Consider the following 21182-nt stretch of genomic DNA (forward strand, 5'->3'; position numbering starts at 1 on the left):
ACGTATCTGGGATCGGCTGTGTCCGGATTCGAAGACCGGCTGCGGTCAACGCCCGTCGAGATAGCGCGGCGCGGGCGTATTGCGGGACAGCAGCGGCAACAGCTTCTGCCGCGCGGCCTCGTAGGCATCCCACGCTTCGGCCGCATGGAGCGATGGGATGGTGATGAGCTCGCCGCGATCCAGACCGACCAGCGCCGCGTCCACCATCTGTTCGGCCGGCATAACGATGGAGGGATCCAGTTGCTCCACCGGCAGTCCGCCCGTCGCCCAGAAGTCCGTCGCCGTCGCGCCGGCAAGACGGCCTGGACGCGAACGCCCTTGCCGCCCAGCTCGTGATGCAGCGACAGGCTGAAGGCGTGGACATATGCCTTGCTGCCCCCGTACACCCCATTCAGCAGCTCCGGCGCAATGCTGACGATGGACGAAATATTGATGATCGCGCCCTTGCCGCGCGCCACGAAGCCGGGCGCGGCGGCGTAGGCGAGGCGTGTCGGCGCGGTCACGTTCAGGGCGATCATGCCCGTCATGGCGTCGATGCCGCTTTCAAGCAGCGGCGTGTGCGTTCCAATGCCGGCGTTGTTGACTAGCAGCGTAATGCTGGCATCTTCCCGCAGCTTCGTTTCCACCTGGGCCAGCGACGCCGGGTCGCCCAGATCGGCTTGCAGCACTTCCACCGTGCGGCGGGTTTGCGTGGTGATGCGCTCGGCCAGCCGGTTGAGCCGTTCGCGGCTGCGCGCCACCAGGATCAGGTTGTAGCCGCGCTGGGCGAGACGATCGGCGTAGATCGCGCCGATGCCGGAAGAAGCGCCCGTGATGAGCGCGGTGCCGGGTTGGGTTTGGGCCATGATGCGACTCCTGCGTGCGCGTGGTTGGTTGCGATGCAGGCATCTTAGGCAGGCTTGCCGATTTCTCAAATGACGTTTAGGGTCGTGTTTTCGGACATTCCGGACGGAACGCGAAATGCACAAGGTCGCCTACCTGGTCAAAGACGGTTTTCAGCTGATGTCGCTGGCCACCCAATCGGTATTCGAATTCGCGAACCTGGTGGCGCAAGACCGCTTCTACGAGATCGCGCATTACTCCCTGGGGGGAGGCAATGTGCGCGCGTCGTCCGGCGTGCTGGTCGCCACGCGCGGCGTGGGCCCGTCCACGCGGGCCGATACGTGGATTCTCGGCGGCGTGCTCAATCCGACGGAGCAGCCCTCGCCGCCGCGGGAACGCGCTTTCGTGCAGCGGGCCGCCCGCCATGCCCGGCGCGTCGCAGCCATCTGCACCGGCGCCTTCACGCTTGCCGAGGCGGGCCTGCTGTCCGGGCGGCGCGCCACCACGCACTGGGCGTCGGCCGATGCGTTGCAAAGGCGCTTTCCGGACGTCCAGGTGGAAAGCGACCGCATCTATATCGTCGATGGACCGCTGTGGACGTCAGCCGGCATGACGGCTGGCCTGGATCTGGCGCTGGCGATGGTGGAAAAAGACCTGGGCCCGGATATCGCGCGCAGTGTGGCGCACAAACTCGTCATGCACCAGCACCGGTCTGGCGGCCAGTCGCAGCATTCGGAAATGCTGGATCTGGCGCCCAGGTCCGACCGCATCCAGAACGCGCTCAACTACGCGCGCAAGAATCTCGACAAGCCGCTTACCGTGGAAGTTCTGGCCGCGCAGGCGAATTTGAGTCCACGCCAGTTCAGCCGGGTCTTCACCGCGGAAACGGGACAGTCACCGGCCAAGGCCATCGAGGGGCTGCGGCTGGAGGCGGCGCGCCTGATGATCGAGCGCAGCCGCCATCCGATGGAAGTCATCGCGCGCGAAACCGGGTTTCGCGACCGGCGCCATATGCGAGAAGTGTTTATGCGGGGGTTTGGGGTGCCGCCGCAATCGTTGCGGCGGGATGTGGCGCCGGCGGCCGGCGCCTGAAGAAACGTCCCGCAAAAGCGGCGCAGTTCCAACTAGGTGCGAGGACCCTGCTTGGTCGGCAGCACCGAAGGGGTGTCGTCACGCGGCTTCAGGCCGGATGAGTCGTCATCGCTGGGAACCGGGCTCGGATTGCCGTCCATGCGGGTGGCGCGATGACGCACGGGGCCTTCGTTGGAGGGCGTGGATGACGGCGGCATCGAGCGCTCGTGCCGTTCGCGTTCCGCCTGCGACATGCCGCCGCGCGCGGCGTTGGAATCCGGCTGTTGATCGGGCTTGTTCTGGTCCATGGCATTCTCCGATACGGCAATGGAAATGCGCCGCTGGGCGGCGCGATGCCCGGGTTCAGCAAGGGCCGTGCCCCCCGCCGCGCCCGCAGCGCCGCCTGGACCGGCCGCCACCCTGACCATGCTCGGCCGCCAGCGCTGGCGGCACGATTCCACGCTCTTTCCTTCCTGTATGCCTCGGAAAAAGCCGGCAGCCTGCTCCACCGTCCGAAACTGGTAAAGGCTGCCATCATGCGTCACCGTGCGCCCATCGCGACCTGTATCCATGATGCGTCTCCCGGAGAAAACCGGGAACCGCAGCAAAGCACATGCCTTGCGAACGGCAGATGGGGGAAGCCGGCGCTCGGATTCAGCGCAGAGGCGAGTACGACGTGGGCGCCAGGAACTGGTTCTCGATGCGCTCCACAATGATGCGTTCGGCCTCGGTCGCGTTGCGCTGACGGATCCACTCCGGGTCGGCCTGGAACGCGTTCCACTTCTGCTCGCGCTCGGCCAGACTCTCCCACTTCAGCAGATAGGTCAGGCTTTGATTGCTGGGCCCGGCGACCGTCGTCCAGAAGCCAATGGGCTCGATGCCGTACTTCCTGAAGAAATCCAGGGTGATCCCGGTGAAGCGATCGTGCAGGGCTGGCAGCCGGCCCGGCGCACAATGATAGACACGCATTTCAACGATCATTTCGTCATCTCCCAAGCGCGCAAACAAAAACGGCTTGAAGGATAACCTTCAAGCCGTTTGTTCCGCCTGGCACCCATTCGGATGCCCAGCGGCAAATATTGGCGCGCCCGGCAGGATTCGAACCCACGACCCCTTGGTTCGTAGCCAAGTACTCTATCCAACTGAGCTACGGGCGCATTTCCTAGCGTCTCTCTTGCGATCGACGTTCGGTAAAGAAGAAAGATTATAGCACGAAAATCTTTCCCTTCAAGTCCCCTGCCCTTCGCCGCGCTTCCGTACCGGTTTCCCGGCAACGGGCCGCCGCGTGGCGGGAAAGGCCGCAACTATAGCAGAAAGTTCGGCCGGCGCCACGGCATGGCGGGATCTGCGGCGCCCCGGTTTGCCCTGCCTGGATGCCTGGCTGAAGTATTCCTTGATGGCTTCCGTGAACAGCGTGCGGCTATGCCGCGCGCGTTCGAGCAGGCCCACACGCCGCTGGACGTCGATGGCAGGCAGCTGCACGACGCGCAGTGCGCGGTCCCGTTCCCAATCCACGTTCGCGAGCCGGGGAACGATCGACACGCCGAAGCCATGGCGCACCAGCTCGATGATGGCCTCGACCGAATTCAATTCCATGCTGTCGCGCACCTGCGCCGCCAGCGCGTCCAGCACGTCCTGCACCAGGATGCCTGTCCAGGTGTTGCGGTCGAAGCGCATGAAGGGCGCATCGGCCAGCATGGCGTCCACGTCGTCCGTCAGCGGGAAGTGCGGCTTGCGCGGAACGATCAGAATCATCGGTTCGGTGTAGAGCGGTGTCCACACCAGATTCGACGACAGCGGACGCGGCGACTGCGTCACGATGGCGGCGTCCAGCTCGCCGCGTTCCACCCGCATGGCAAAGTCGCTGGAAAGGCCGGCGAACAGCCGCACGTCCAGACGGGGGTAGCGCTGCCGCACCGTCCACAGCGCATCGGCGAAAGCGCCCATCAGCGCGGAAACCAGCGCGCCCACCACCACCGTGCCCGACATGCCGTCGGCCCCCGCCTGGGCGCCCAGGAGCTCGTAACGGCGGACGATGTCGGCGATCTCCGGCACCAGGGCGCGTCCGGCGGGATTGAGCACGGCAGCGCGCGCGCTGCGGTCGAACAGCTGGCAGTTCAGGCTTTCTTCGAGCGCCCTGATCTGCAATCCCACGGCGGCGGGGGTCAGCCCGATTTCCTTGCCCGCAGCGGCAAAGGTGCCGTGCCGGGCGACGGCGAGAAACGTCTTCAGGGTGCGTATGGAGGACATGGCCGGCCCGGCCCTCCCCGGGTTGCACATCAAGAAGGGCTTTTGCTCAACGGAAGAAGTCTTGGCTTTTACTTTATAGATGAAGCCGCGACAATGGGCGCCTGGCCGCCGGCGCAGCACGGCGGAAATAAAAGCCGCAGGCGGTGCGCCGCCATACGACTATCGGAGGAAGACAGCATCATGACCCGATCACGCAATGGGGCGGATGCGCTGGTGAGGACCCTGGCGAGCGCCGGGGTCAAGCGCATCTTCACGCTTTCGGGCAATCACATCATGCCGGTGTTCGACGCCTGCCTGGATGCCGATATCCAGCTGATTCACGTGCGCCACGAAGCGGCGGCGGTGCATATGGCGGATGCCTGGGCCCGGTTGACGGGTGAGATCGGCGTGGCGATGGTGACGGGAGGCCCCGGGCATGCCAATGCGGTCTCGGCGCTTTACACAGCCCAGATGGCGGAAGCCCCGGTCCTGCTGCTGTCCGGCCACGCGCCGAACAACCAGATCGGCATGGGCGCGTTCCAGGAAATGCAGCAGGCCGACGTCGCCGCGCCCCTGACGAAATGGTCGGCCACCGTCGCCAGCGCCGACGCGATCGCGACGGACGTCGGCAAGGCCATCCGCGTGGCGCGCTCGGGTCGGCCCGGACCGGCAAGCCTGGGCCTGCCGACCGACGTGCTGGAAGCGGCGTGCGAGCCGGTCGAACGGCCGCAATCGTTCGAACCGGTGCCGCAAGCCCTGGCGGACGACACCGCGGCCTCGCTGATCCGCCGCCTGCAACAGGCCAGACGGCCGCTGATTCTGACCGGCCCGGCAGCCATGCGCGGCGCCGCACTGGCGCGAGCGCGCGAATTGGAATCGGCCTGCGGGATCCCGGTCATCGGCATGGAAAGCCCGCGTGGCGTCGGCGACCCCAGCCTAGGCGCTTTCTCGCAAATGCTGGCCCAGGCGGACTGCATTCTCCTGCTTGGGAAGCGGCTGGACTTCACGCTGAAGTTCGGCAAGCCCCCGGCCATTGGAGCGGACTGCGATTTCCTGCAGGTGGACGCCGACCCCGACGAACTGGAACGCACGCGGCGCGCCGTCGGTTCGCGCCTGGTCGAATGGGCGCTGGCCGATGTGCAGTCGGGCCTGGACGCGCTGGTACGTGCCAGCGCCGCGGCAACGGGCTGGCACGATGCCTGGACGCGCGACGTGCGCGCCGCGATCGCCTATCGTCCGGCCGCATGGCGCAGCGCCGCGTCCACCCTGCCGGGGCGCATGCATCCGGTGCAGGCCCTGGCGCCCGTCCAGCAACTGCTGGACAGCCACCCGGACTCGGTGTTCATCTCCGATGGCGGCGAAATCGGCCAATGGGCCCAGGCCTGCCTGTCCGCGCCGGCGCGCATCATCAACGGCGTGGCGGGCGCGATCGGAGCCGCCCTGCCCTTTGCGCTGGCCGCCCGGCTGGCGCGTCCCGGGGCGCCGGTGGTCACGGTGATGGGCGACGGCACCTTCGGCTTTCACAGTGCGGAAATCGACACGGCCGTGCGCTACAAGCTGCCTTTCGTGGCGATTGTCGGCAACGATGCGCGCTGGAACGCGGAATACCAGATCCAATTGCGCGACTATGGTCCGGACCGGCTGATCGGCTGCGAATTGCTGCCGGCGCGCTACGACGCGGTCACGGCGGCCTTCGGCGGTTTCGGCAAGTTGGTGACGGATCCCCGCGAAGTGCCGGCCGCCCTGAACGAGGCGCATGAATCGGGACTGCCCGCCTGCCTGAACGTCATGATCGAAGGGATGCCGGCGCCCGCTATCTCGCGGCCGGACGCGGGGTAAGCGGCGCGAGGACGACATGACGATGTGGGAACTCCTGGGGGCCCATGTGGGACCGGCCGCGACCGGCCTCGACCTCTTTCACCTGCTCATCGCGGGCGCGGCGATCACCGGCGGCTACACGGTGTTCGGGATGACCGGCTTCGGCTCGGCCATCGTTTCCATGCCGCTGCTGACGCAAATCATGCCACTGCACCAGGCGGTGCCGGTCGCGCTCATCTGCGACATGGTCTCCGGCATGCTGCTGGGCGCGACCAGCCGCAGCGCCGTGTACCTGCCGGAACTGCGGCGCATCGTACCGTGGATGCTCGCCGGCATGGGCCTGGGGCTGGCCTTGCTGATGTATGTGCCGGAACGCCCCCTGCTCATCGTGCTGGGTTGCGGCGTACTGGGCTATTCCCTGTGGCGTTTGTGCGGCGGCGATACGTTTCGCCGGCTCAGCCCGCGCTGGGCCATTCCGCTGGGCCTGGGCGGCGGCGGCTTCACGGCGATGTTCGGGACGGGCGGGCCGCTCTATACGATCTATCTGGCCGGGCGTCTGGAGGACCGCAACGCCCTGCGCGCAACGGTCGGCACGCTGATCATGCTGACGGGATTCACGCGGCTGCTCATGTTCACCGTCACGGGTCTATTGCTGCAGCCCGCCGTGCTGGCCCTGGCCGTATGGCTGCTGCCCTGCAGCCTGGCCGGCGTGCGTCTCGGATCCTGGCTGCGCCATTACATCCCCGCGCCGATCATTGCGCGGCTGGTGTGGACGATCCTGATCCTGGGCAGCGTCAGCCTGCTGATACGCGCGATCGGCGGCTGAGCGCACCGGCAATCGGCGCCAGGCCGCGCCCGGGCCCGGCAGGCCGCCCGGGCGCCGGCATCATGCGGCGTCCTTCAGCAGAGTCTGGCCCGGCGCGACGCGGGTGAAACGCACCGGCTCCCGGTCGATGCGCAGCACGCCGTCTTCCTGCCGCACCACCGTATATGCCGAACCGGCCAGATCGCCGGTCTGCGGGAAGTCTTCGCGGAAGTGCGCGCCGCGCGAGTCCTCGCGCGCCAGAGCCGCTTCGGTGATGACCTTGCTGACCGCGATCAGGCTGCGCAGATTCAGCCAATCGTGCCACGTGGGATGGAAGGCGCGCTCGCCGCCCGGCACGCCGCTTCGCGCCAGACGTCCGCTCAGGTCCGCCAGGGTTTCCCGCGCCCGCAGCAAGCCGGCCCGGTCGCGCATGATGCCGACGTCGGTCCACATGCACTCGTACAGCTGTTCCCGGATGGGGTTCAGGCTGCCCGCCGGCAAGCCGAAGGGCGCCAGGGCGTCTCGCAGGGCGGCGCCGATGGCCGATTCATCCGGCGTCTGCCACTCGCCCCGCTCCCGCAACCATTGCGCCATGCTGTCGCCCGCGATGCCGCCGAAAACCGTGGAATTCGCCACACCGTTGCCGCCCAAACGGTTGGCGCCATGCACGCCGCCGGTGTCCTCGCCGGCGGCGAACAGGCCATGCAGAGCCGTGCGGCAATCCGGTTCGAACACCACGCCGCCCATCATGTAGTGCGCCGTGGGCACGACTTCCACCAGACCGCCGGCCAGATCGAATCCGCAGTTGGCACAGCGTTCGACCATGCCCTTGAACTGTTTGCGCACCTGGTCCACGCCCAGGTGGCTCATCTGGATATACACGCCGCCATTGGGTGTGGTGCGGCCGGCTCGCATTTCCGCATAGATGCCGCGCGAGACGATGTCCCGCGTGGCGCGCTCCCCGCGGGGGTCGTAGCGGTGCATGAAGCGGTCGCGGGCGCCATTGAGCAGATGCCCGCCCGCCCCGCGCAGCCCTTCCTCCAGCACCGTGCCCGTCATGCGCGTGGCGGCGCCGGCGAGCAAGCCGGTCGGATGAAACTGCACCATTTCCATGTCGCGCAGCGGCAGGCCCGCAGCCAGCGCCATCGCCAAACCGTCGCAGCTCTTATCCCCCGAAGGCGTGTGGTACTTGTACATGGTAGGACCGCCGCCGGTCGCCAGCAGGACGGCCCGGGCCTGCACGAAGACGAATTCGCCGCTGCGCACGTCGATCATCAGCACCCCGGACAGCGCCTTGCCGTCCGGCGTGCGGATCAGCGCCAGCGCGCGATGCTCCTCCAGCCGGCCAATCCCGCGGCGCCACACCTGCTCCGACAGCCGGTTGATGATTTCGATGCCGGTCAGGTCGCCCTTGTGCACCGTGCGGTCGAACGTCTGCCCGGCAAACGCCTTCTGGTGTACGGTGCCGTCGGGGTTGCGATCGAAAAAGCAGCCCAGCTCGTTTTCCAGTTCGTGGATGCGCTCGATGGCGGTGCTCACCAGGGTCCACGCCAGGTCCTGGTTGGCCAGCCATTTGCTGCCCTCGATGGTGTCCATGAAGTGGCGCTCCACCGAGTCTCCGGGCGCCAGCGCGACGTTGTAGCCGCCCTGGACCATGCGCGTACAGCCGCATTTGCCGAGCAGGCCTTTCACCGCCACGGTAATCGACAGCTCGGGGGCGCGCTGGTGCGCGTGCAAGGCGGCGAACAGACCGGCGCCGCCGGCCCCCAGTATCAGGATGTCGGTCTTCAGACGTTTGATCGACGCGGGCGTTGTCATGACGCGCGAACCCCCAGGCTGGACAGCACGGCGGCGCGCCGGCCGGCCGCATCCTGCCTGACGGCGTCGTAAAGACTGCCGCCATGGCTGTCCATCGCCACGAGCAGCGGCCCGAAGCCCCGTATGCTGAACCGCCATAACGATTCGGGATTCAAATCGTCCAGGTCGACGTCCTCGATGCGCGTGATCCACGTCGTTTCCAACGCGGCCGTGCCGCCGACGATGGCCAGATAGGCGCCCCCGAGCTCGCGGAACGCCTCCTGCGAACCCTGCCGCAACCCGCCCTTGCCGATGATGAGCCGTACGCCATACTGGGTCATCAGCGGCCGCGTGAAGCGCTCCATGCGGTCGGAAGTCGTCGTGCCGATGCATACCGGCTGATAGCCGGCCGGGAACGCGTCGCTGACCGGCACCTTGCGCACGTTGGGCGCGGTGTGGATCACGGCATGGCCATTCAGGTCCATCCGGGTACGCCGGCCCCGGTCGAACATATGGATTTGCGTGGCGTCGCGGATGCCGTAGAGCGTGCGATGCAGAGTCACGGTATCGTTCACGCGCAGTTGCCGCGCCTGCGCTTCCGTGATCGGCATGGTCAGTTCGTGGTGCGCCATGATCAAAATCCGTAGTCGATGCCCTGCGGCGTGAACACGGCGCGCGCGCGCCGGGCGGAATGGCACTGCATATTCACGGCGACAGGGTTCATGGTGATGTGGGTGGATGCCAGCTCGATGTGCACGGCGAAGGCGGTGCCGTCGCCCCCCAGGCCCTGCGGCCCCACCCCGAGCTGATTGACGGCGGCGGAAAGCTCGCGCTCCAGCGCCGCCCCGTCAGGGTCGGCGCAGGCGGTTCCCAGGGGCCGCGTGGCGGCGCGCTTGGCCAAGGCGACGCACAGATCGGAGGTGCCGCCCAGCCCGACGCCCACGATCGTGGGAGGACAGGTTTTCCCGCCAGCCGCGATCACGCAGTCCACCACGAAGGTCTTGATGGCATCCACCCCTTCCGCCGGCACCGCCATTTTCAAAAAGGAATTGTTTTCCGAACCGCTGCCCTTCGGGATCATTTCGATGGACATGCGTTCCGGCGCGTCGTCGAAATCGATGTGGATCACCGGCACCTCGATCCCGCAGGACGTGTGTTCGTTGCGGCGCGTCAGCGGGTGAACCACCGACGACCGCAGCGGGTGCTCCCGCGTCGCGCGGGCGCACCCGCGCCGGATGGCGTCCTTCAACGCGTGTCCGTCCACCGAAACGTTGCGGCCGATCGCCACGTTGTAGATCGGAATCCCCGTGTCCTGGCACAGCAGATTGCGGTTTTCCTCGGCCACGCGGATGTTGGTGCGCATGGTTTCGAGCACGCCGCGCGCGACGTCTGAGGTTTCCCGCGCCGCCAGCGTGTCGATGCCGGCCTTGATATCGGGCGGCAGCACTTTCAGCGCGCGGATATACAGGTCTTTGGCGGCTTCTTCCACCGCCGACAGATCAGGGTTCATGCCAGCTTCTCCCATGCGCCCGCGCCAGCCGCGCGCAACGTGTTCAATCGATGGCCAGATGGCGGTTCGCCACGATGGCTTCCCATTTTCCCGATTCCTCCTGGATGCTTTTGACAAGCTGCGCCGGCGTATTGCCCACGGGCGTCATGCCCTGCCCCGCCAGCTTTTCCCGGATGGCCGGCTGAGCGAGCACCTTGGCGGTATCGCGCTGGATCTTGTCGATAACGGCCTTCGGCGTGCCCGCCGCCGTGACCAGCGCAAACCATCCCGTCGTCTCGTATCCGGGCAGACCCGCCTCCTTCGCCGTCGGCACCTCGGGCATCATGGGCGACCTAGCGGGGCCGGTGACGGCCAGGGCGCGGGCCTTGCCGCTTTTCGCGAACACCGATGCCGCCGCGATATTGCCCACCACCAATTGCACCTGTCCCGCGATCAGGTCGTTGTACGCCAGCGCTTCCCCTTTGTAGGGCACGTGCGTGATGTCGATGCCCGCCGCGTCGGCCAGCGCCTCGCCCGCCATGTGCACCTGGCTGCCGTTGCCGGCCGAACCGAAATTCAGCTTCTTCGGCTGCGATTTCGCCAGCGCGATCAGCTCCTTCAGCGTATGCGCCGGCACCTCGTTGTTGACCAGCACCAGCATGGGGCCGCTGGCCACATTGGTGATGTAGTCGAAGTCCTTCAAGCTGTACGGCAGGTTGCGGTACAGGTACGGATTGACCGTGAACATGCTGCCCGACGCCATCAGCAGGGTGTAGCCGTCCGGCGGCGACTTCGCCGTCAGCGTTGCCCCGATGGCGCCGCCCGCGCCGGGACGGTTATCGATGATCACGGACTGATGCCACAACTGCCCCAATTCCGCGCCGATGACGCGGGCGACCACGTCGGTGGTCCCGCCCGCGGTAAAAGGCACGACGATCCGCACGGGCCGGTCCGGCCATGCGCTTTCGGCGTGGACCAGGCCGGAAATCGTCATCGCCGTGGTGGCGAAGGCCAGGATACAGGTGTGCAGCCAATGCCTGGGACGTCTGGACAGCGCGTACAGATACTCGTGCATGATGGTTGTCTCCGTATGGTTGTACGGCCCCGCATCGGCGGCGGAACTCGTGCCGCGTCGGACGCGGCTTGGCGCAGATTCGCACCCGCCTATCGGGGCGTCAATGCGTCTTGATGAAACCGCCGGGGCCGAGCAGCTAACCGAGCAGCGCCAGCAGGAAAGCCAGCCCGGTGCAGGCGCCGGCCCCGAGTCCGACCGCCAGCCAGTCCTTGCGCAGTCCGGTCCACGGGGCGAACTCGATGACCAGCAGCCGCAGTCCGCCCATCATGTGCAGCGACAGCAGCACGACCAGGCCCCACTCCGCGAACTTGAACAGAGGCCGGTCGGCGAACCGCAGAAAGCCGTCCAGGGCTTCCGCGCCATCCAGGGCCTGGCCCAGCGCCCAGAAGTGCAAGGGCAGGAACACGGCCAGCGCCAGCCCCGACAGCCGATGCACCAGGAACGCCCAGTACGCCGGATGATTGCGCGCGCGCGCGTCATTGCGCCGCATCACGACACCACTCCATAAACGGCCCGCAGGCCCATGACGGCCAGCAGGGCGGCAAAGGCCAGCGCCCCCGCCCACACGGGGCGGCCTCGCCAGCCCAGCCATTCCTCGGCGATGCGCGCCAGGCCGATGGGGACGTGCACGGCGCAAGCGAGCACGAACACGCCATAGAAAGCGGCGAACAGCATGCTGCCGCGCGTGCGCGACAGGATTTCCGGCGCGCTCAGGCCGCCTCGCACCGCATAAACGATGATGCCGATGTGCACGGCGACGCACAGCGCCAGCACCATCGCGCTCAGGCGCTGCAGGTACCAGAGCCGCGCCTGCGTACGGATCCGCAATGCCGCGGCCATCACAGGTCCCCCTTCATGGCTGCCTTGGCCGTCATGCGTTTCAGCCCGGCGATGCCGGCGGTGGGCGACAAAGCCTTGGGGCATCGCTCGGTACAGCTGCCCTGCGTATGGCACGAATGGCAACCCGCGTCCCCTGCCACCGCGCGCAGACGCTCGAGCCCATCGACGTCGCGTTCATCGTTCATCAGGGTCCAGGCGCGATTCAGCGCGGCCGGCCCCAGGTAATCGGGCCGCCACGTCACGACGTCGCAGGATGCGTAACATACGCCGCAGCCGATGCACTCGATGCCGGCATCGACGGCCTGCCGGCGAGGCGAGGCCGGCGGCACGCGCGCGAAGTCGTCATGACGCGTGAGCGCGCCTGAAAAGCTTCCCTTGGCCCGGCTCCACTTCTCGAAGAAAGCGCTCATGTCGGTCACCAGATCCTTGATGACCGGCAGATTCGGCAGGGGCGCCAGTTCCAGCCGGCCGTTTGCCGCCACCTTGGCGACGTGCGTCCGGCACGTCCAGCGGGCCTTGCCGTTCACACTCATTGCACACGATCCGCACATGCCGACCCGGCATGCGTAGCGATAGGCCAGGTCCGGCTGCAGTTCGCGCTGAATGTACGTGACCACGTCCAGCACGGTCTGGCTGGTCTGGCGCGGCACGCGGTAGGTCGCGAAAGCGCCGTCGCCGGCGCTGCGCCATACCCGGACTTCCAACTCCTCCATGGCGATCCCATCCACTGAAGAGGCGCACGGCCTCGAGGCAATGCGTCATTCTGGCCGCCCCGCCACGGAAAGAAAAAGCGAATATTTATCTTGCCCAGATAAAGAGAAACTTTGCGTGCTGCGCTTGGGCCTGGGAACGAAGCGTCGTCACTCCGCCAGCACAGCCAGGATCCTGCGCGTGATCTCGTCGATACCGAAGGGCTTGGTGACCAATTCCATGTCGGTATCGCGCAAACCGTCGCTTTGCGCCAGGCTTTGGGCGTAACCCGTCATCAGGATCACTTTCAGGTCGGGGTGCACCGTACGCGCCTCCTGCACCATGCGCCGCCCGTCCATTCCGGGCAGGCCGATATCGCTGATGACGAGCTGGATGCTGGGGGTGTCCTTGAGAATCCGCAATCCCGACAAACCGTCAGCGGCTTCCACGACGCGGCACTGCTGCTCCTGCAGCACCTCTACCAGAAGATCGCGTACGCGCGGGTCGTCCTCCACCACCAGGACGAGCGGGTGCCGGGCCGCCACGCCCACCGGCGCGGGCGCCTCTTCCTCGACATCCTCGTCCTCGCGCAGCGATCCGCTGTAGCGCGGCAGGTACAGACGCACGGCCGTGCCCTCGCCCGGCCGGCTATCCAGCTCGGTATAGCCGCCGGACTGCCTGACGAAGCCGTACACCATGGAAAGCCCCAGGCCCGTACCCTCCCCCTGCGGCTTCGTACTGAAAAACGGCTCGAAGGCTTTGGCCGCGACGTCCGGCGGCATGCCGACACCGGTGTCCGACACGCACAGGCAGACGTACTCGCCCGCCGTCAGGATGACGGCGTTGGCAACAGAGATATTGTCAAGGTCGGTATTGCGCGTGGTGATGGTCAGCCGGCCGCCGTCGGGCATGGCGTCGCGCGCGTTGATCACCAGGTTCAGGATGGCATTCTCGAGCTGATGCGGATCGCACAGGACGTTCCACAGTCCATCCTGGAGATCCACGGCCAATGCGATTTTCTCGCCCAGGGTCCTCTCGAACAGATCCGTCAGCGACTGGATCAGGACATTCGGCTGTGTCGGCTTGGGCGCCAGCGGCTGGCGCCGCGAAAAAGCCAGCAGGCGGTGAGTGAGCGCGGCGGCCCGCTTGGCGGACTCCATCGCCATGTCGCTATAGCGCGTGATATCGACCAGCATGCCGCGCTCGGCGCGCTTCTGCATCAATTGCAGCGAGCCGATGATGCCGGTCAGCAGGTTATTGAAGTCGTGCGCGATACCGCCGGTGAGCTGTCCCACGGCCTCCATTTTCTGCGCCTGCCGCAAGGCTTCCTGGGCCAATTCCAGTTCCGCCGTCGCTTCGTTCTCGGCGGTAACGTCCTGGGCCACCGCGTGGATCAGCCCATCGCCGGGCACCGCCGTCCAGGACAGAGTTCGGTAGGTGCCGTCGCGGTGACGGCATTCGCACACGAAACGCGAGGTGGCGTGCCCTCGGTGCAGACGGTTCAGCTGGCTTTGCGCAATGGCGAGATAGTCCGGGTGCACGAGCCCCAGGATGTTGTTGCCCAGCAGCTCCTCGTGCTTCCACCCCAGCCGCTCCGTCCAAGCGGGGTTGGCGTCCAGGACATAGCCGTCGAAATCGGTGACGACCATCAGGTCGTTCGCCAGCTGCCAGGTGCGGTCGCGCTCGGCCTTGCCCCGCGCCACCTCGTTCAGCAGCAGCTTCTGGCTGCGCCGCAGGTCGTTGCGCGCGGCCACCACCAGATCGATGTCGAAGGCAAGGATCAGCCAGCCCGTCCTTTGACCCTCTTCCTCGATGGGGGCGGCCCGCGCCATGAACCAGCGCCAGCTATTGTCGGCGGCGCACCGGAAGCGGATCTCCAGCTCGCACCCCACACCGGTGGCCAGGGCAACGCGCCAGGCTTCCTTGACCTGCTCGCGCTCCTCGGGATGGATCGTCTCAGTCCAGTCTCCCTGCGCCGGCCCCGTCCCGTCGCGTCCCGTGTAGCGCGCCCAATAGGGGCTCGCGTAGATGATGCGGCCGGCCGTGTCGGCGAAAAACGTCATCTGGGGAGAGCTTTCCACCAGCGCCCGGAATCGCGCATCGGTCGCGCGGGCCCGGGTCTCGGCAAGATGCTGTTCGGTGCGGTCGCGCACCACTTTCAGGTAGCCGATGTGCTGGCCGGTGCGATCGTCCTCGAAGCGCATGGTGAGACCGGAGCACCACAGCCTCGTACCATCCTTGCGCAGGTGCCAGCGCTCATCCTCGCACCGCCCTTCGCGTTGCGCCTGCTCCGCCTCTTGCACGTGGGCGCCCTGTTCGCGATCCTCTTCGACGAAGATGAGGCTGCTCAACATGCCGATGGCTTCATTCTCGCTCCAGCCGAACAGCGTCTGCGCGCCGGCATTCCAACTGGTGATCCGCAGGTCGAGATCCATGGTCAGAATGGCGAAATCCGTGGCGCTCTTGAGCAGGGCCCGGGCGACACGGTCGGTCGCTTCCACGCGCTTGCGTCGCTCGCTTCTGGCCTGGCTCATGAGTGCCTCCGACGGCGTTCGCTCTTGCGGAAGCAAATATTCTGCCGTCCTGTTGAAGAGAAAGGCAAGCCGGATCGCTCCCTATGGATGGCCCGGCAGTCCATCACGGCGATGAACCGCGCCGCGCTCACCGTTGGTAGCAAGTGCGAAGCGCAAACGGCGGTAACTTCAGCAAACACCGTAGCCCGTGGAGAGGACGACATGGAAGCCGATAAGGAAGTCGTGGTGGATGGGCACCGCGTGTTTTGCAGGATCACCAGGCAGGGCGAACGGAGCTATTCCGTGGTCATCGCGACGTCGCGGCAGGACAGCCTCGATCGGCCCGCACAACTGCTGTGGCGCGCGGCCGCCACGCAGAACTTCGACTCGCGCGAGGACGCCGAACGCCACGCCCGGTACGTGCTCCTTGGAATCTGCGCCGTCAAACAGGACGGCGAACCGGTTCTTTCCGTCACTTGAACATTGCGGGGAACGCATTTCGCGCTGAACCGCGAGCCGCAGCCCGGCCAGTCCCGATCGTCGCATCCCGGTATGCGGGTTGCTGCCGGCCTCGCCTGAATCCGCGTCCTGATTCAGGCGCGCGGCGCATGCAGGCGATCCAGGGAGACGGGAATGAGCAGCTACACACCGGGCCGCGAAGGGGTCTTGCCCGCCCCTGGTCACGAGGAAGAACACGGACACGCCATGCCGCACGGCTGGCGCCGATGGCTACTGGCGACGAACCACAAGGACATCGGCACGATGTACCTGATTTTCTCGTTCGTCATGCTGATCGAGGGCGGCGTGTTGGCCCTGCTGATCCGGACGGAATTGTTCGAGCCGGGCATCCAGTTTTTCCAACCCGAGTTGTTCAACCAGTTCACGACGATGCACGGGCTGGTGATGATCTTCGGCGCCATCATGCCGGCCTTTGTCGGTTTCGCGAACTGGATGGTGCCATTGCAGGTGGGCGCGGCCGACATGGCCTTCGCCCGCATGAACAACTTCAGCTTCTGGCTGCTGCCGGTCGGCGCCATACTGCTTACCGCATCGTTCTTCGTGCCGGGCGGCGCCACCGCCGCCGGATGGACCATATACGCGCCCCTGTCCGAACAGATGGGGCCCGGCATGGATATGGCCATCTTCGCGATCCACGTGATGGGCGCATCGTCCATCATGGGGGCGATCAACGTCATCGTCACCATTCTGAACCTGCGCGCGCCGGGCATGACGCTGATGAAGATGCCCCTTTTCTGCTGGTCCTGGATGATCACGGCCTTCCTGCTGCTGGGCATCATGCCGGTGCTGGCCGCCACCGTCACCATGGTGCTCACCGACAGGCACTTCGGCACCGACTTCTTCAATGCCGCCGCGGGCGGAGATCCCGTACTGTTCCAGCACCTGTTCTGGTTCTTCGGCCATCCCGAGGTGTACGTGATGATCCTGCCGGCATTCGGGATCATTTCTTCGGTGGTGCCGACGTTCTCGCGCAAGCAATTGTTCGGCTATGCCTCCATGGTGTACGCCATGGCGGCCATCGCCGTGCTGTCCTTCATCGTCTGGGCGCACCACATGTTCGCCACCGGCATGCCGGTGACCGGACAGTTGTACTTCATGTACGCCACCATGCTGATCTCCGTGCCGACCGGGGTGAAGGTGTTCAATTGGACCGCCACCATGTGGCGCGGATCGCTCAGTTTGGAAACGCCGATGCTCTTCGCGATCGGCTTCATCTGGGTCTTCACCATCGGGGGATTCACTGGACTGATCCTGTCCATGGCGCCGATCGACATACAGGTGCATGACACGTACTACGTCGTCGCGCACTTTCATTACGTGCTCGTGGCGGGGTCGCTGTTCGCGCTATTCGCGGGCGCCTATTACTGGGTTCCCAAGTGGACCGGCTACATGTACAACGAACGTTTGGGGCAGATTCATTTTTGGTTCACGCTGATTTCCTTCAACGTGGCCTTCTTCCCCATGCATTTCCTCGGTCTGGCCGGCATGCCGCGCCGCTATGTGGACTACGCCGCGCAGTTCACGACGTGGCACCAGGTCGCGACCATCGGCGCCTGGTGGTTCGGGCTGAGCCAGTTCATCTTCCTCGTCGCCATGCTGCGCTGCTACGCCGGCAAGGGCCGCCGGGTCGAGGCCCGTCCCTGGGAAGGCGCGGAAGGGCTCGAATGGACCGTGCCGTCGCCGGCGCCTTTCCATACCTTCGAGACGCCGCCGGAGGTGAAGTAAGGCGGGGCATCATGAGAGACCAGCGCCTGCGCCACGAAGACGGCATTTCGGCCTCGCCGCCGCGCACGGGCGGCTGGGACGGAGTCGGCCGCCCTTCGCGCCGGCCCCGCGTCTGGCGCCTGAAGCGCAACTGCGCCCTGCTGCCGTCGCAGTACCTGGCCAGCATCGCCCTGCTGATGGGCCTGTCCGCTGCGGTGGCGATCTCCTGCTGGATACGCGGGCTTTGGGTCGTACCCATCTTTTCCTGCGTCGAATTGACGGCGATCGGCATGGCCGCGTTCATCTATGCGCGCCACGCCGTCGACGGGGAGATCGTGACCTTGACGGAGGACGGGCGGCTGCGCGTCGAGGTTGACCGCGGCCTCCTGCATAGCGCCTACGTATTCGAACCCGGCCGCGTGCGCCTGATCCGCACGGCGGCGGAGCCGGGCCGCCTATGGCTGTGCCACGGCAGCACGCGCATTGAGCTATGCCGCTACGTGCAGGAATCCGTTGCCCAGGCCTTCGAGGCGGATCTGCGAAGGGCTTTGCTTTCGTAGGTGCATGCGCGGCGCGGCCGGGGTTCCTGGGACCTTTCATGTCGGACGCACGTACGTCCCGACGACCGCTGAAAAACTTGGGGCAACGACGAAATCGCCAGCCTATTCTCGGTTCGAGCGGCCGATGAACGTTCTTCTGGACACCCGCATCGCACTGTGGGCGATCACGGATAGCAAGGCGCTGCCCGCCGGTTCGCGGGAATTGATTTCCGACCGCGATGTCACGATTTGGGGCAACGCCGCCAACATCTGGGAGATCGCGATCAAGCATGCGCTACGCCCCAAAGACATGCCGGTCTCCGGACACGACGCCTGGCGGTTTTTCCACGAAGCCGGCTATCAGATGCTCGCGGTGAACGCGTCACATGCAGCACATGTGGAAAGACTCCCACAGCATCATCAGGATCCTTTCGATCGGATCCTCGTTGCGCAAGCATTGGTGGAGCCCCTGCGTTTGCTTACGCACGACAAAAAGGTGGCGCTCTACGGCGAGTCCATTATTCTCGTCTGACGCCGGCGGGTCCTTGCCACGGATTCATGCCGTGCGCGTAGACGCGAACGCGGCATCCCGCTCGAGGATTGAGACGATCGCGAGAAAACAAAAACCCGCATAGCGTTACGCTGTGCGGGTTTTCTGCGATGCGGACCAAGCCTGTGCGAGCTCTTGGCGGAGACGGTGGGATTCGAACCCACGATGCAGTTTTTGGCCACATACTCCCTTAGCAGGGGAGCCCCTTCAGCCTCTCGGGCACGTCTCCGAAGAATTGGCGATTCTAGCACAAAGATGAGCGGTCTTGCTGTCATCCGGGCCTCGCAGCGGCGGGGCGCCGGGCGGGAACACCGGATGAAAACGCCCGCGCAGCCGCCCTGCTGGCCGGACCGCCTTGTCCCAGGCGGGCCCGCAGCGCGACCGGCGGACCGCGGCGCAGTTACACCTTTTCGCCGGGCACCTGGTCCAGCTCGAAGGCCTTATGCAGCGCGCGCACGGCCAGTTCCATGTACTTGTCCTCGATGATCACCGAGGTCTTGATTTCGCTCGTGCTGATCATCTGGATGTTGATGCCTTCCTTGGACAGGGTCTGGAACATCAGGCTCGCCACGCCGACGTGCGACCGCATGCCGATGCCGACGATGGACACCTTGCATACCTTGTCGTCGGTCACGAGTTCACGCGCGTTCACGGCGGGGATGACGTCGCGCTTCAGGACCTCGATGGTGCGCAGGAATTCGTTGCGGTTGACGGTGAAGGAGAAATCCGTGGTGCCGGCAACCGACTGGTTCTGCACGATCATGTCGACGTCGATGTTGGCGGCGGCGACCGGGCCCAGGATGGAATAGGCGATGCCCGGCTTGTCGGGCACGGCCAGCAGGGTGATCTTGGCTTCGTCGCGGCTGAAGGCGATGCCGGAGACAACGGCGGCTTCCATTTTTTCGTCTTCCTCAAAGGTAATCAGCGTGCCCGAGCGCATTTCCTCGTCGAGCGGAATCAGGGGGTCGGTCAGCGAGGACAGCACGCGCGTCGGCACGCGGTACTTGCCGGCGAACTCGACGGAACGGATCTGCAGGACCTTGGAGCCCAGCGAAGCCATCTCCAGCATTTCTTCGAAGGACACGACCGGCATGCGGCGCGCTTCGGGAACCACCCGCGGGTCGGTGGTGTAGACGCCATCCACGTCGGTGTAGATCAGGCATTCGTCGGCCTTGATGGCCGCGGCCACGGCGACAGCGGAAGTGTCGGATCCGCCACGGCCGAGCGTGGTGATGTTGCCCTCGCCGTCCACGCCCTGGAAGCCGGTGACGATGACCACGCGGCCCGCGTCCAGGTCGGCCCGGATGCGCTTGTCGTCGATGGAGGTGATGCGGGCCTTGGTGTAGGAAGCGTCGGTGCGGACAGGCACCTGCCAGCCGGCGTAGCTGCGCGCGGGCACGCCTTCGGCCTGCAAGGCCACCGCCAGCAGACCGCTGGACGCCTGTTCCCCCGTGGCGGCGATCATGTCCAGTTCGCGGCCGTCCGGCTGCGGCGTGATTTCCCGCGCCAGACCGAGCAGACGGTTGGTCTCGCCCGCCATCGCGGAAGGCACGACCACGACTTTGTGGCCGGCGGCATGCCACTTCGCGACGCGGCGCGCCACGTTCTTGATGCGCTCGACCGAGCCCATCGAGGTACCGCCATACTTATGAACGATCAGGGACATCTCGTACTCTGGCTGGAAATCTGCCGTCACGGCCGGCAGGCAAAGCTGGGTATTTTAACGTGGCGTTGCAAAAACGCGCCCGCGGACCACGCGCACACAGTGCCCGCCGTGGTTCCAGGCCAACTGACGGTCGTGTCCCAGACTGTGCAGCTGCCGCAATTGGCGCAGCAGTTCGGCCAGCCGGGCTTCCGTCGGCATGCGAGCGCCCTGTTGCGCCAGCCAGCAGCGCAGCACCTGCGCCTGGCGCGGTGCCGACAGCTGGCGCCAACGGGCGAGCGAAAAGCTGCCGTCCTGGGCGGACGGGTCGAGCGATGCCAGGTCCTGGCGGGCAACCTCGTCCAGGATGCTGGCCGTTTCCTCGGCCAGGCGCGCGTGACGCGCGAGAATGCCCTGCCACCCGGGCCAGCGGGCGTCCAGGACGGGAACCAGACGTTTGCGGACGGCGGCGCGGGTGTAGCGGTCGTCCGCATTGGAAGGATCGTCCACGGGCGACCAGCCGTGGCGGGCTGCGTAGTCCGCCGCCGCGGCCCGCACGACGGCGCGAGGCACGTCCAGCCAGGGGCGCAGATAGACGAGCCCGTCGCGTTCGGTCCTGGCGGACATGGCCGCCAGGCCGGCCGGACCCGCGCCGCGCAGCAGGCGCAGCAGGACCGTTTCGGCCTGGTCGTCGCGGTGATGGGCCAGCAGGATGTGGCGCAGCGCCAGCGCCTGCGCGGCCTGCGCGAAGGCGGCATAGCGCGCCTGACGGGCGGCGGCTTCGATGCCGACGCCGCCGTCGGCCGGCACCGTGACGCGCAGGACGTGCACCGGCGCGCCCAGGGCGTCGCCCAGCTTTCGTACACGCTGCGCCCAGTCGTCGGCCTGCTCGAACAGGCCATGGTGCACGTGCAGGAGATGCAGCGCCACGCCGCGTTCGCGAGCCGCCGCCGCGGCATGGACGGCCAGCATCGCCGAGTCGGCGCCGCCGCTGACCGCCGCCGCCACGGCGCGCACATCGTCGGGAAGCGCGGCCAGCGCGCGGCGCAACGGTGACGTCAGCGCATCCCGACCCGGGG

20 protein-coding genes, 2 tRNA genes and 1 pseudogene are annotated in these 21182 nt (G+C 66.4%); 7 read left to right on the forward strand and 16 right to left on the reverse strand.

The genetic code is table 11. The annotated features are described in order from the left end of the window. Positions 1 to 45 precede the first annotated feature (45 nt). A pseudogene (locus tag CAL13_RS15385) lies at positions 46 to 845 on the reverse strand (SDR family NAD(P)-dependent oxidoreductase). A 115-nt stretch (positions 846 to 960) separates the two neighbouring features. Between CAL13_RS15385 and CAL13_RS15390 the strand changes: the two are divergent. Further along, on the forward strand, positions 961 to 1914 hold the full coding sequence (locus CAL13_RS15390) for a GlxA family transcriptional regulator (protein WP_086072857.1): 954 nt from the start codon (positions 961 to 963) through the stop codon (positions 1912 to 1914). A 32-nt stretch (positions 1915 to 1946) separates the two neighbouring features. Here the strand turns inward: CAL13_RS15390 and CAL13_RS15395 are convergent, their stop codons facing one another. The 4 genes from CAL13_RS15395 to CAL13_RS15410 all read right to left on the reverse strand — a co-directional run bounded on the left by CAL13_RS15395 (position 1947) and on the right by CAL13_RS15410 (position 4143). Next, on the reverse strand, positions 1947 to 2465 hold the full coding sequence (locus CAL13_RS15395; protein ID WP_086072858.1) for a hypothetical protein: 519 nt from the start codon (positions 2463 to 2465) through the stop codon (positions 1947 to 1949). A gap of 82 nt (positions 2466 to 2547) precedes the next feature. After that, positions 2548 to 2874: an NIPSNAP family protein gene (locus CAL13_RS15400; RefSeq protein ID WP_086058174.1), complete on the reverse strand. Its 327-nt coding sequence runs from the start codon at positions 2872 to 2874 to the stop codon at positions 2548 to 2550. A 99-nt stretch (positions 2875 to 2973) separates the two neighbouring features. Continuing rightward, positions 2974 to 3050 (reverse strand) — tRNA-Arg (locus tag CAL13_RS15405). 70 nt (positions 3051 to 3120) lie between these two features. Further along, on the reverse strand, positions 3121 to 4143 hold the full coding sequence (locus CAL13_RS15410; protein ID WP_086072859.1) for a LysR family transcriptional regulator: 1023 nt from the start codon (positions 4141 to 4143) through the stop codon (positions 3121 to 3123). Positions 4144 to 4323: 180 nt separating this feature from the next. Between CAL13_RS15410 and CAL13_RS15415 the strand changes: the two genes are divergently transcribed. Further along, positions 4324 to 5961, forward strand: coding sequence for a thiamine pyrophosphate-binding protein (locus tag CAL13_RS15415; RefSeq protein ID WP_086073678.1), 1638 nt, complete (start codon positions 4324 to 4326; stop codon positions 5959 to 5961). 16 nt (positions 5962 to 5977) lie between these two features. Then, positions 5978 to 6766, forward strand: a complete 789-nt coding sequence (locus CAL13_RS15420) for a sulfite exporter TauE/SafE family protein (RefSeq protein ID WP_232467672.1) — start codon at positions 5978 to 5980, stop codon at positions 6764 to 6766. 60 nt (positions 6767 to 6826) lie between these two features. Here the strand turns inward: CAL13_RS15420 and CAL13_RS15425 are convergent, their stop codons facing one another. The 8 genes from CAL13_RS15425 to CAL13_RS15460 form a co-directional block, all read right to left on the reverse strand. Further along, positions 6827 to 8563 (reverse strand): L-aspartate oxidase, encoded by a 1737-nt coding sequence (locus CAL13_RS15425; RefSeq protein WP_086072860.1) that lies wholly within the window; start codon positions 8561 to 8563, stop codon positions 6827 to 6829. Next, on the reverse strand, positions 8560 to 9174 hold the full coding sequence (locus tag CAL13_RS15430) for a fumarate hydratase C-terminal domain-containing protein (RefSeq protein WP_086072861.1): 615 nt from the start codon (positions 9172 to 9174) through the stop codon (positions 8560 to 8562). The genes CAL13_RS15425 and CAL13_RS15430 overlap by 4 nt, the downstream gene beginning before the upstream one ends. A 2-nt stretch (positions 9175 to 9176) precedes the next feature. Further along, positions 9177 to 10052, reverse strand: a complete 876-nt coding sequence (locus CAL13_RS15435; RefSeq protein ID WP_086059515.1) for a fumarate hydratase — start codon at positions 10050 to 10052, stop codon at positions 9177 to 9179. Between the two features lie 43 nt (positions 10053 to 10095). Continuing rightward, positions 10096 to 11106, reverse strand: a complete 1011-nt coding sequence (locus CAL13_RS15440) for a Bug family tripartite tricarboxylate transporter substrate binding protein (RefSeq protein ID WP_086058179.1) — start codon at positions 11104 to 11106, stop codon at positions 10096 to 10098. Positions 11107 to 11242: 136 nt separating this feature from the next. Further along, on the reverse strand, positions 11243 to 11596 hold the full coding sequence (gene sdhC / locus CAL13_RS15445) for a succinate dehydrogenase, cytochrome b556 subunit (protein WP_086072862.1): 354 nt from the start codon (positions 11594 to 11596) through the stop codon (positions 11243 to 11245). Continuing rightward, entirely contained in the window at positions 11596 to 11946 is a 351-nt protein-coding gene (locus CAL13_RS15450) for a succinate dehydrogenase (RefSeq protein ID WP_086072863.1), read from the reverse strand. The genes sdhC and CAL13_RS15450 overlap by 1 nt, the downstream gene beginning before the upstream one ends. Beyond that, positions 11946 to 12659 (reverse strand): succinate dehydrogenase/fumarate reductase iron-sulfur subunit, encoded by a 714-nt coding sequence (locus tag CAL13_RS15455; RefSeq protein WP_086072864.1) that lies wholly within the window; start codon positions 12657 to 12659, stop codon positions 11946 to 11948. The genes CAL13_RS15450 and CAL13_RS15455 overlap by 1 nt, the downstream gene beginning before the upstream one ends. A 147-nt stretch (positions 12660 to 12806) precedes the next feature. After that, on the reverse strand, positions 12807 to 15170 hold the full coding sequence (locus CAL13_RS15460; RefSeq protein WP_086058183.1) for a hybrid sensor histidine kinase/response regulator: 2364 nt from the start codon (positions 15168 to 15170) through the stop codon (positions 12807 to 12809). Between the two features lie 201 nt (positions 15171 to 15371). Between CAL13_RS15460 and CAL13_RS15465 the strand changes: the two genes are divergently transcribed. From CAL13_RS15465 to CAL13_RS15480, 4 genes are all read left to right on the forward strand, one after another. Next, positions 15372 to 15629 (forward strand): hypothetical protein, encoded by a 258-nt coding sequence (locus CAL13_RS15465; protein ID WP_086058184.1) that lies wholly within the window; start codon positions 15372 to 15374, stop codon positions 15627 to 15629. A gap of 153 nt (positions 15630 to 15782) precedes the next feature. Beyond that, positions 15783 to 17393: a cytochrome c oxidase subunit I gene (ctaD, locus tag CAL13_RS15470; RefSeq protein ID WP_086072865.1), complete on the forward strand. Its 1611-nt coding sequence runs from the start codon at positions 15783 to 15785 to the stop codon at positions 17391 to 17393. 11 nt (positions 17394 to 17404) lie between these two features. Further along, positions 17405 to 17932, forward strand: a complete 528-nt coding sequence (locus CAL13_RS15475) for a DUF2244 domain-containing protein (RefSeq protein WP_157664884.1) — start codon at positions 17405 to 17407, stop codon at positions 17930 to 17932. Between the two features lie 124 nt (positions 17933 to 18056). Continuing rightward, complete coding sequence (locus CAL13_RS15480; RefSeq protein WP_086072867.1) at positions 18057 to 18443, forward strand: type II toxin-antitoxin system VapC family toxin; 387 nt, start codon at positions 18057 to 18059, stop codon at positions 18441 to 18443. 154 nt (positions 18444 to 18597) lie between these two features. Here the strand turns inward: CAL13_RS15480 and CAL13_RS15485 are convergent. The 3 genes from CAL13_RS15485 to tilS form a co-directional block, all read right to left on the reverse strand. Further along, positions 18598 to 18690: transfer RNA gene (locus CAL13_RS15485), tRNA-Ser, on the reverse strand. A 171-nt stretch (positions 18691 to 18861) separates the two neighbouring features. After that, complete coding sequence (locus tag CAL13_RS15490; RefSeq protein WP_086072868.1) at positions 18862 to 20127, reverse strand: aspartate kinase; 1266 nt, start codon at positions 20125 to 20127, stop codon at positions 18862 to 18864. 54 nt (positions 20128 to 20181) lie between these two features. Beyond that, positions 20182 to 21153, reverse strand: coding sequence for a tRNA lysidine(34) synthetase TilS (gene tilS / locus CAL13_RS15495; protein WP_420042459.1), 972 nt, complete (start codon positions 21151 to 21153; stop codon positions 20182 to 20184). Between the last annotated feature and the right edge of the window lie 29 nt (positions 21154 to 21182).

Source organism: Bordetella genomosp. 9, from assembly GCF_002119725.1.
Lineage (GTDB): Bacteria > Pseudomonadota > Gammaproteobacteria > Burkholderiales > Burkholderiaceae_B > Bordetella_C.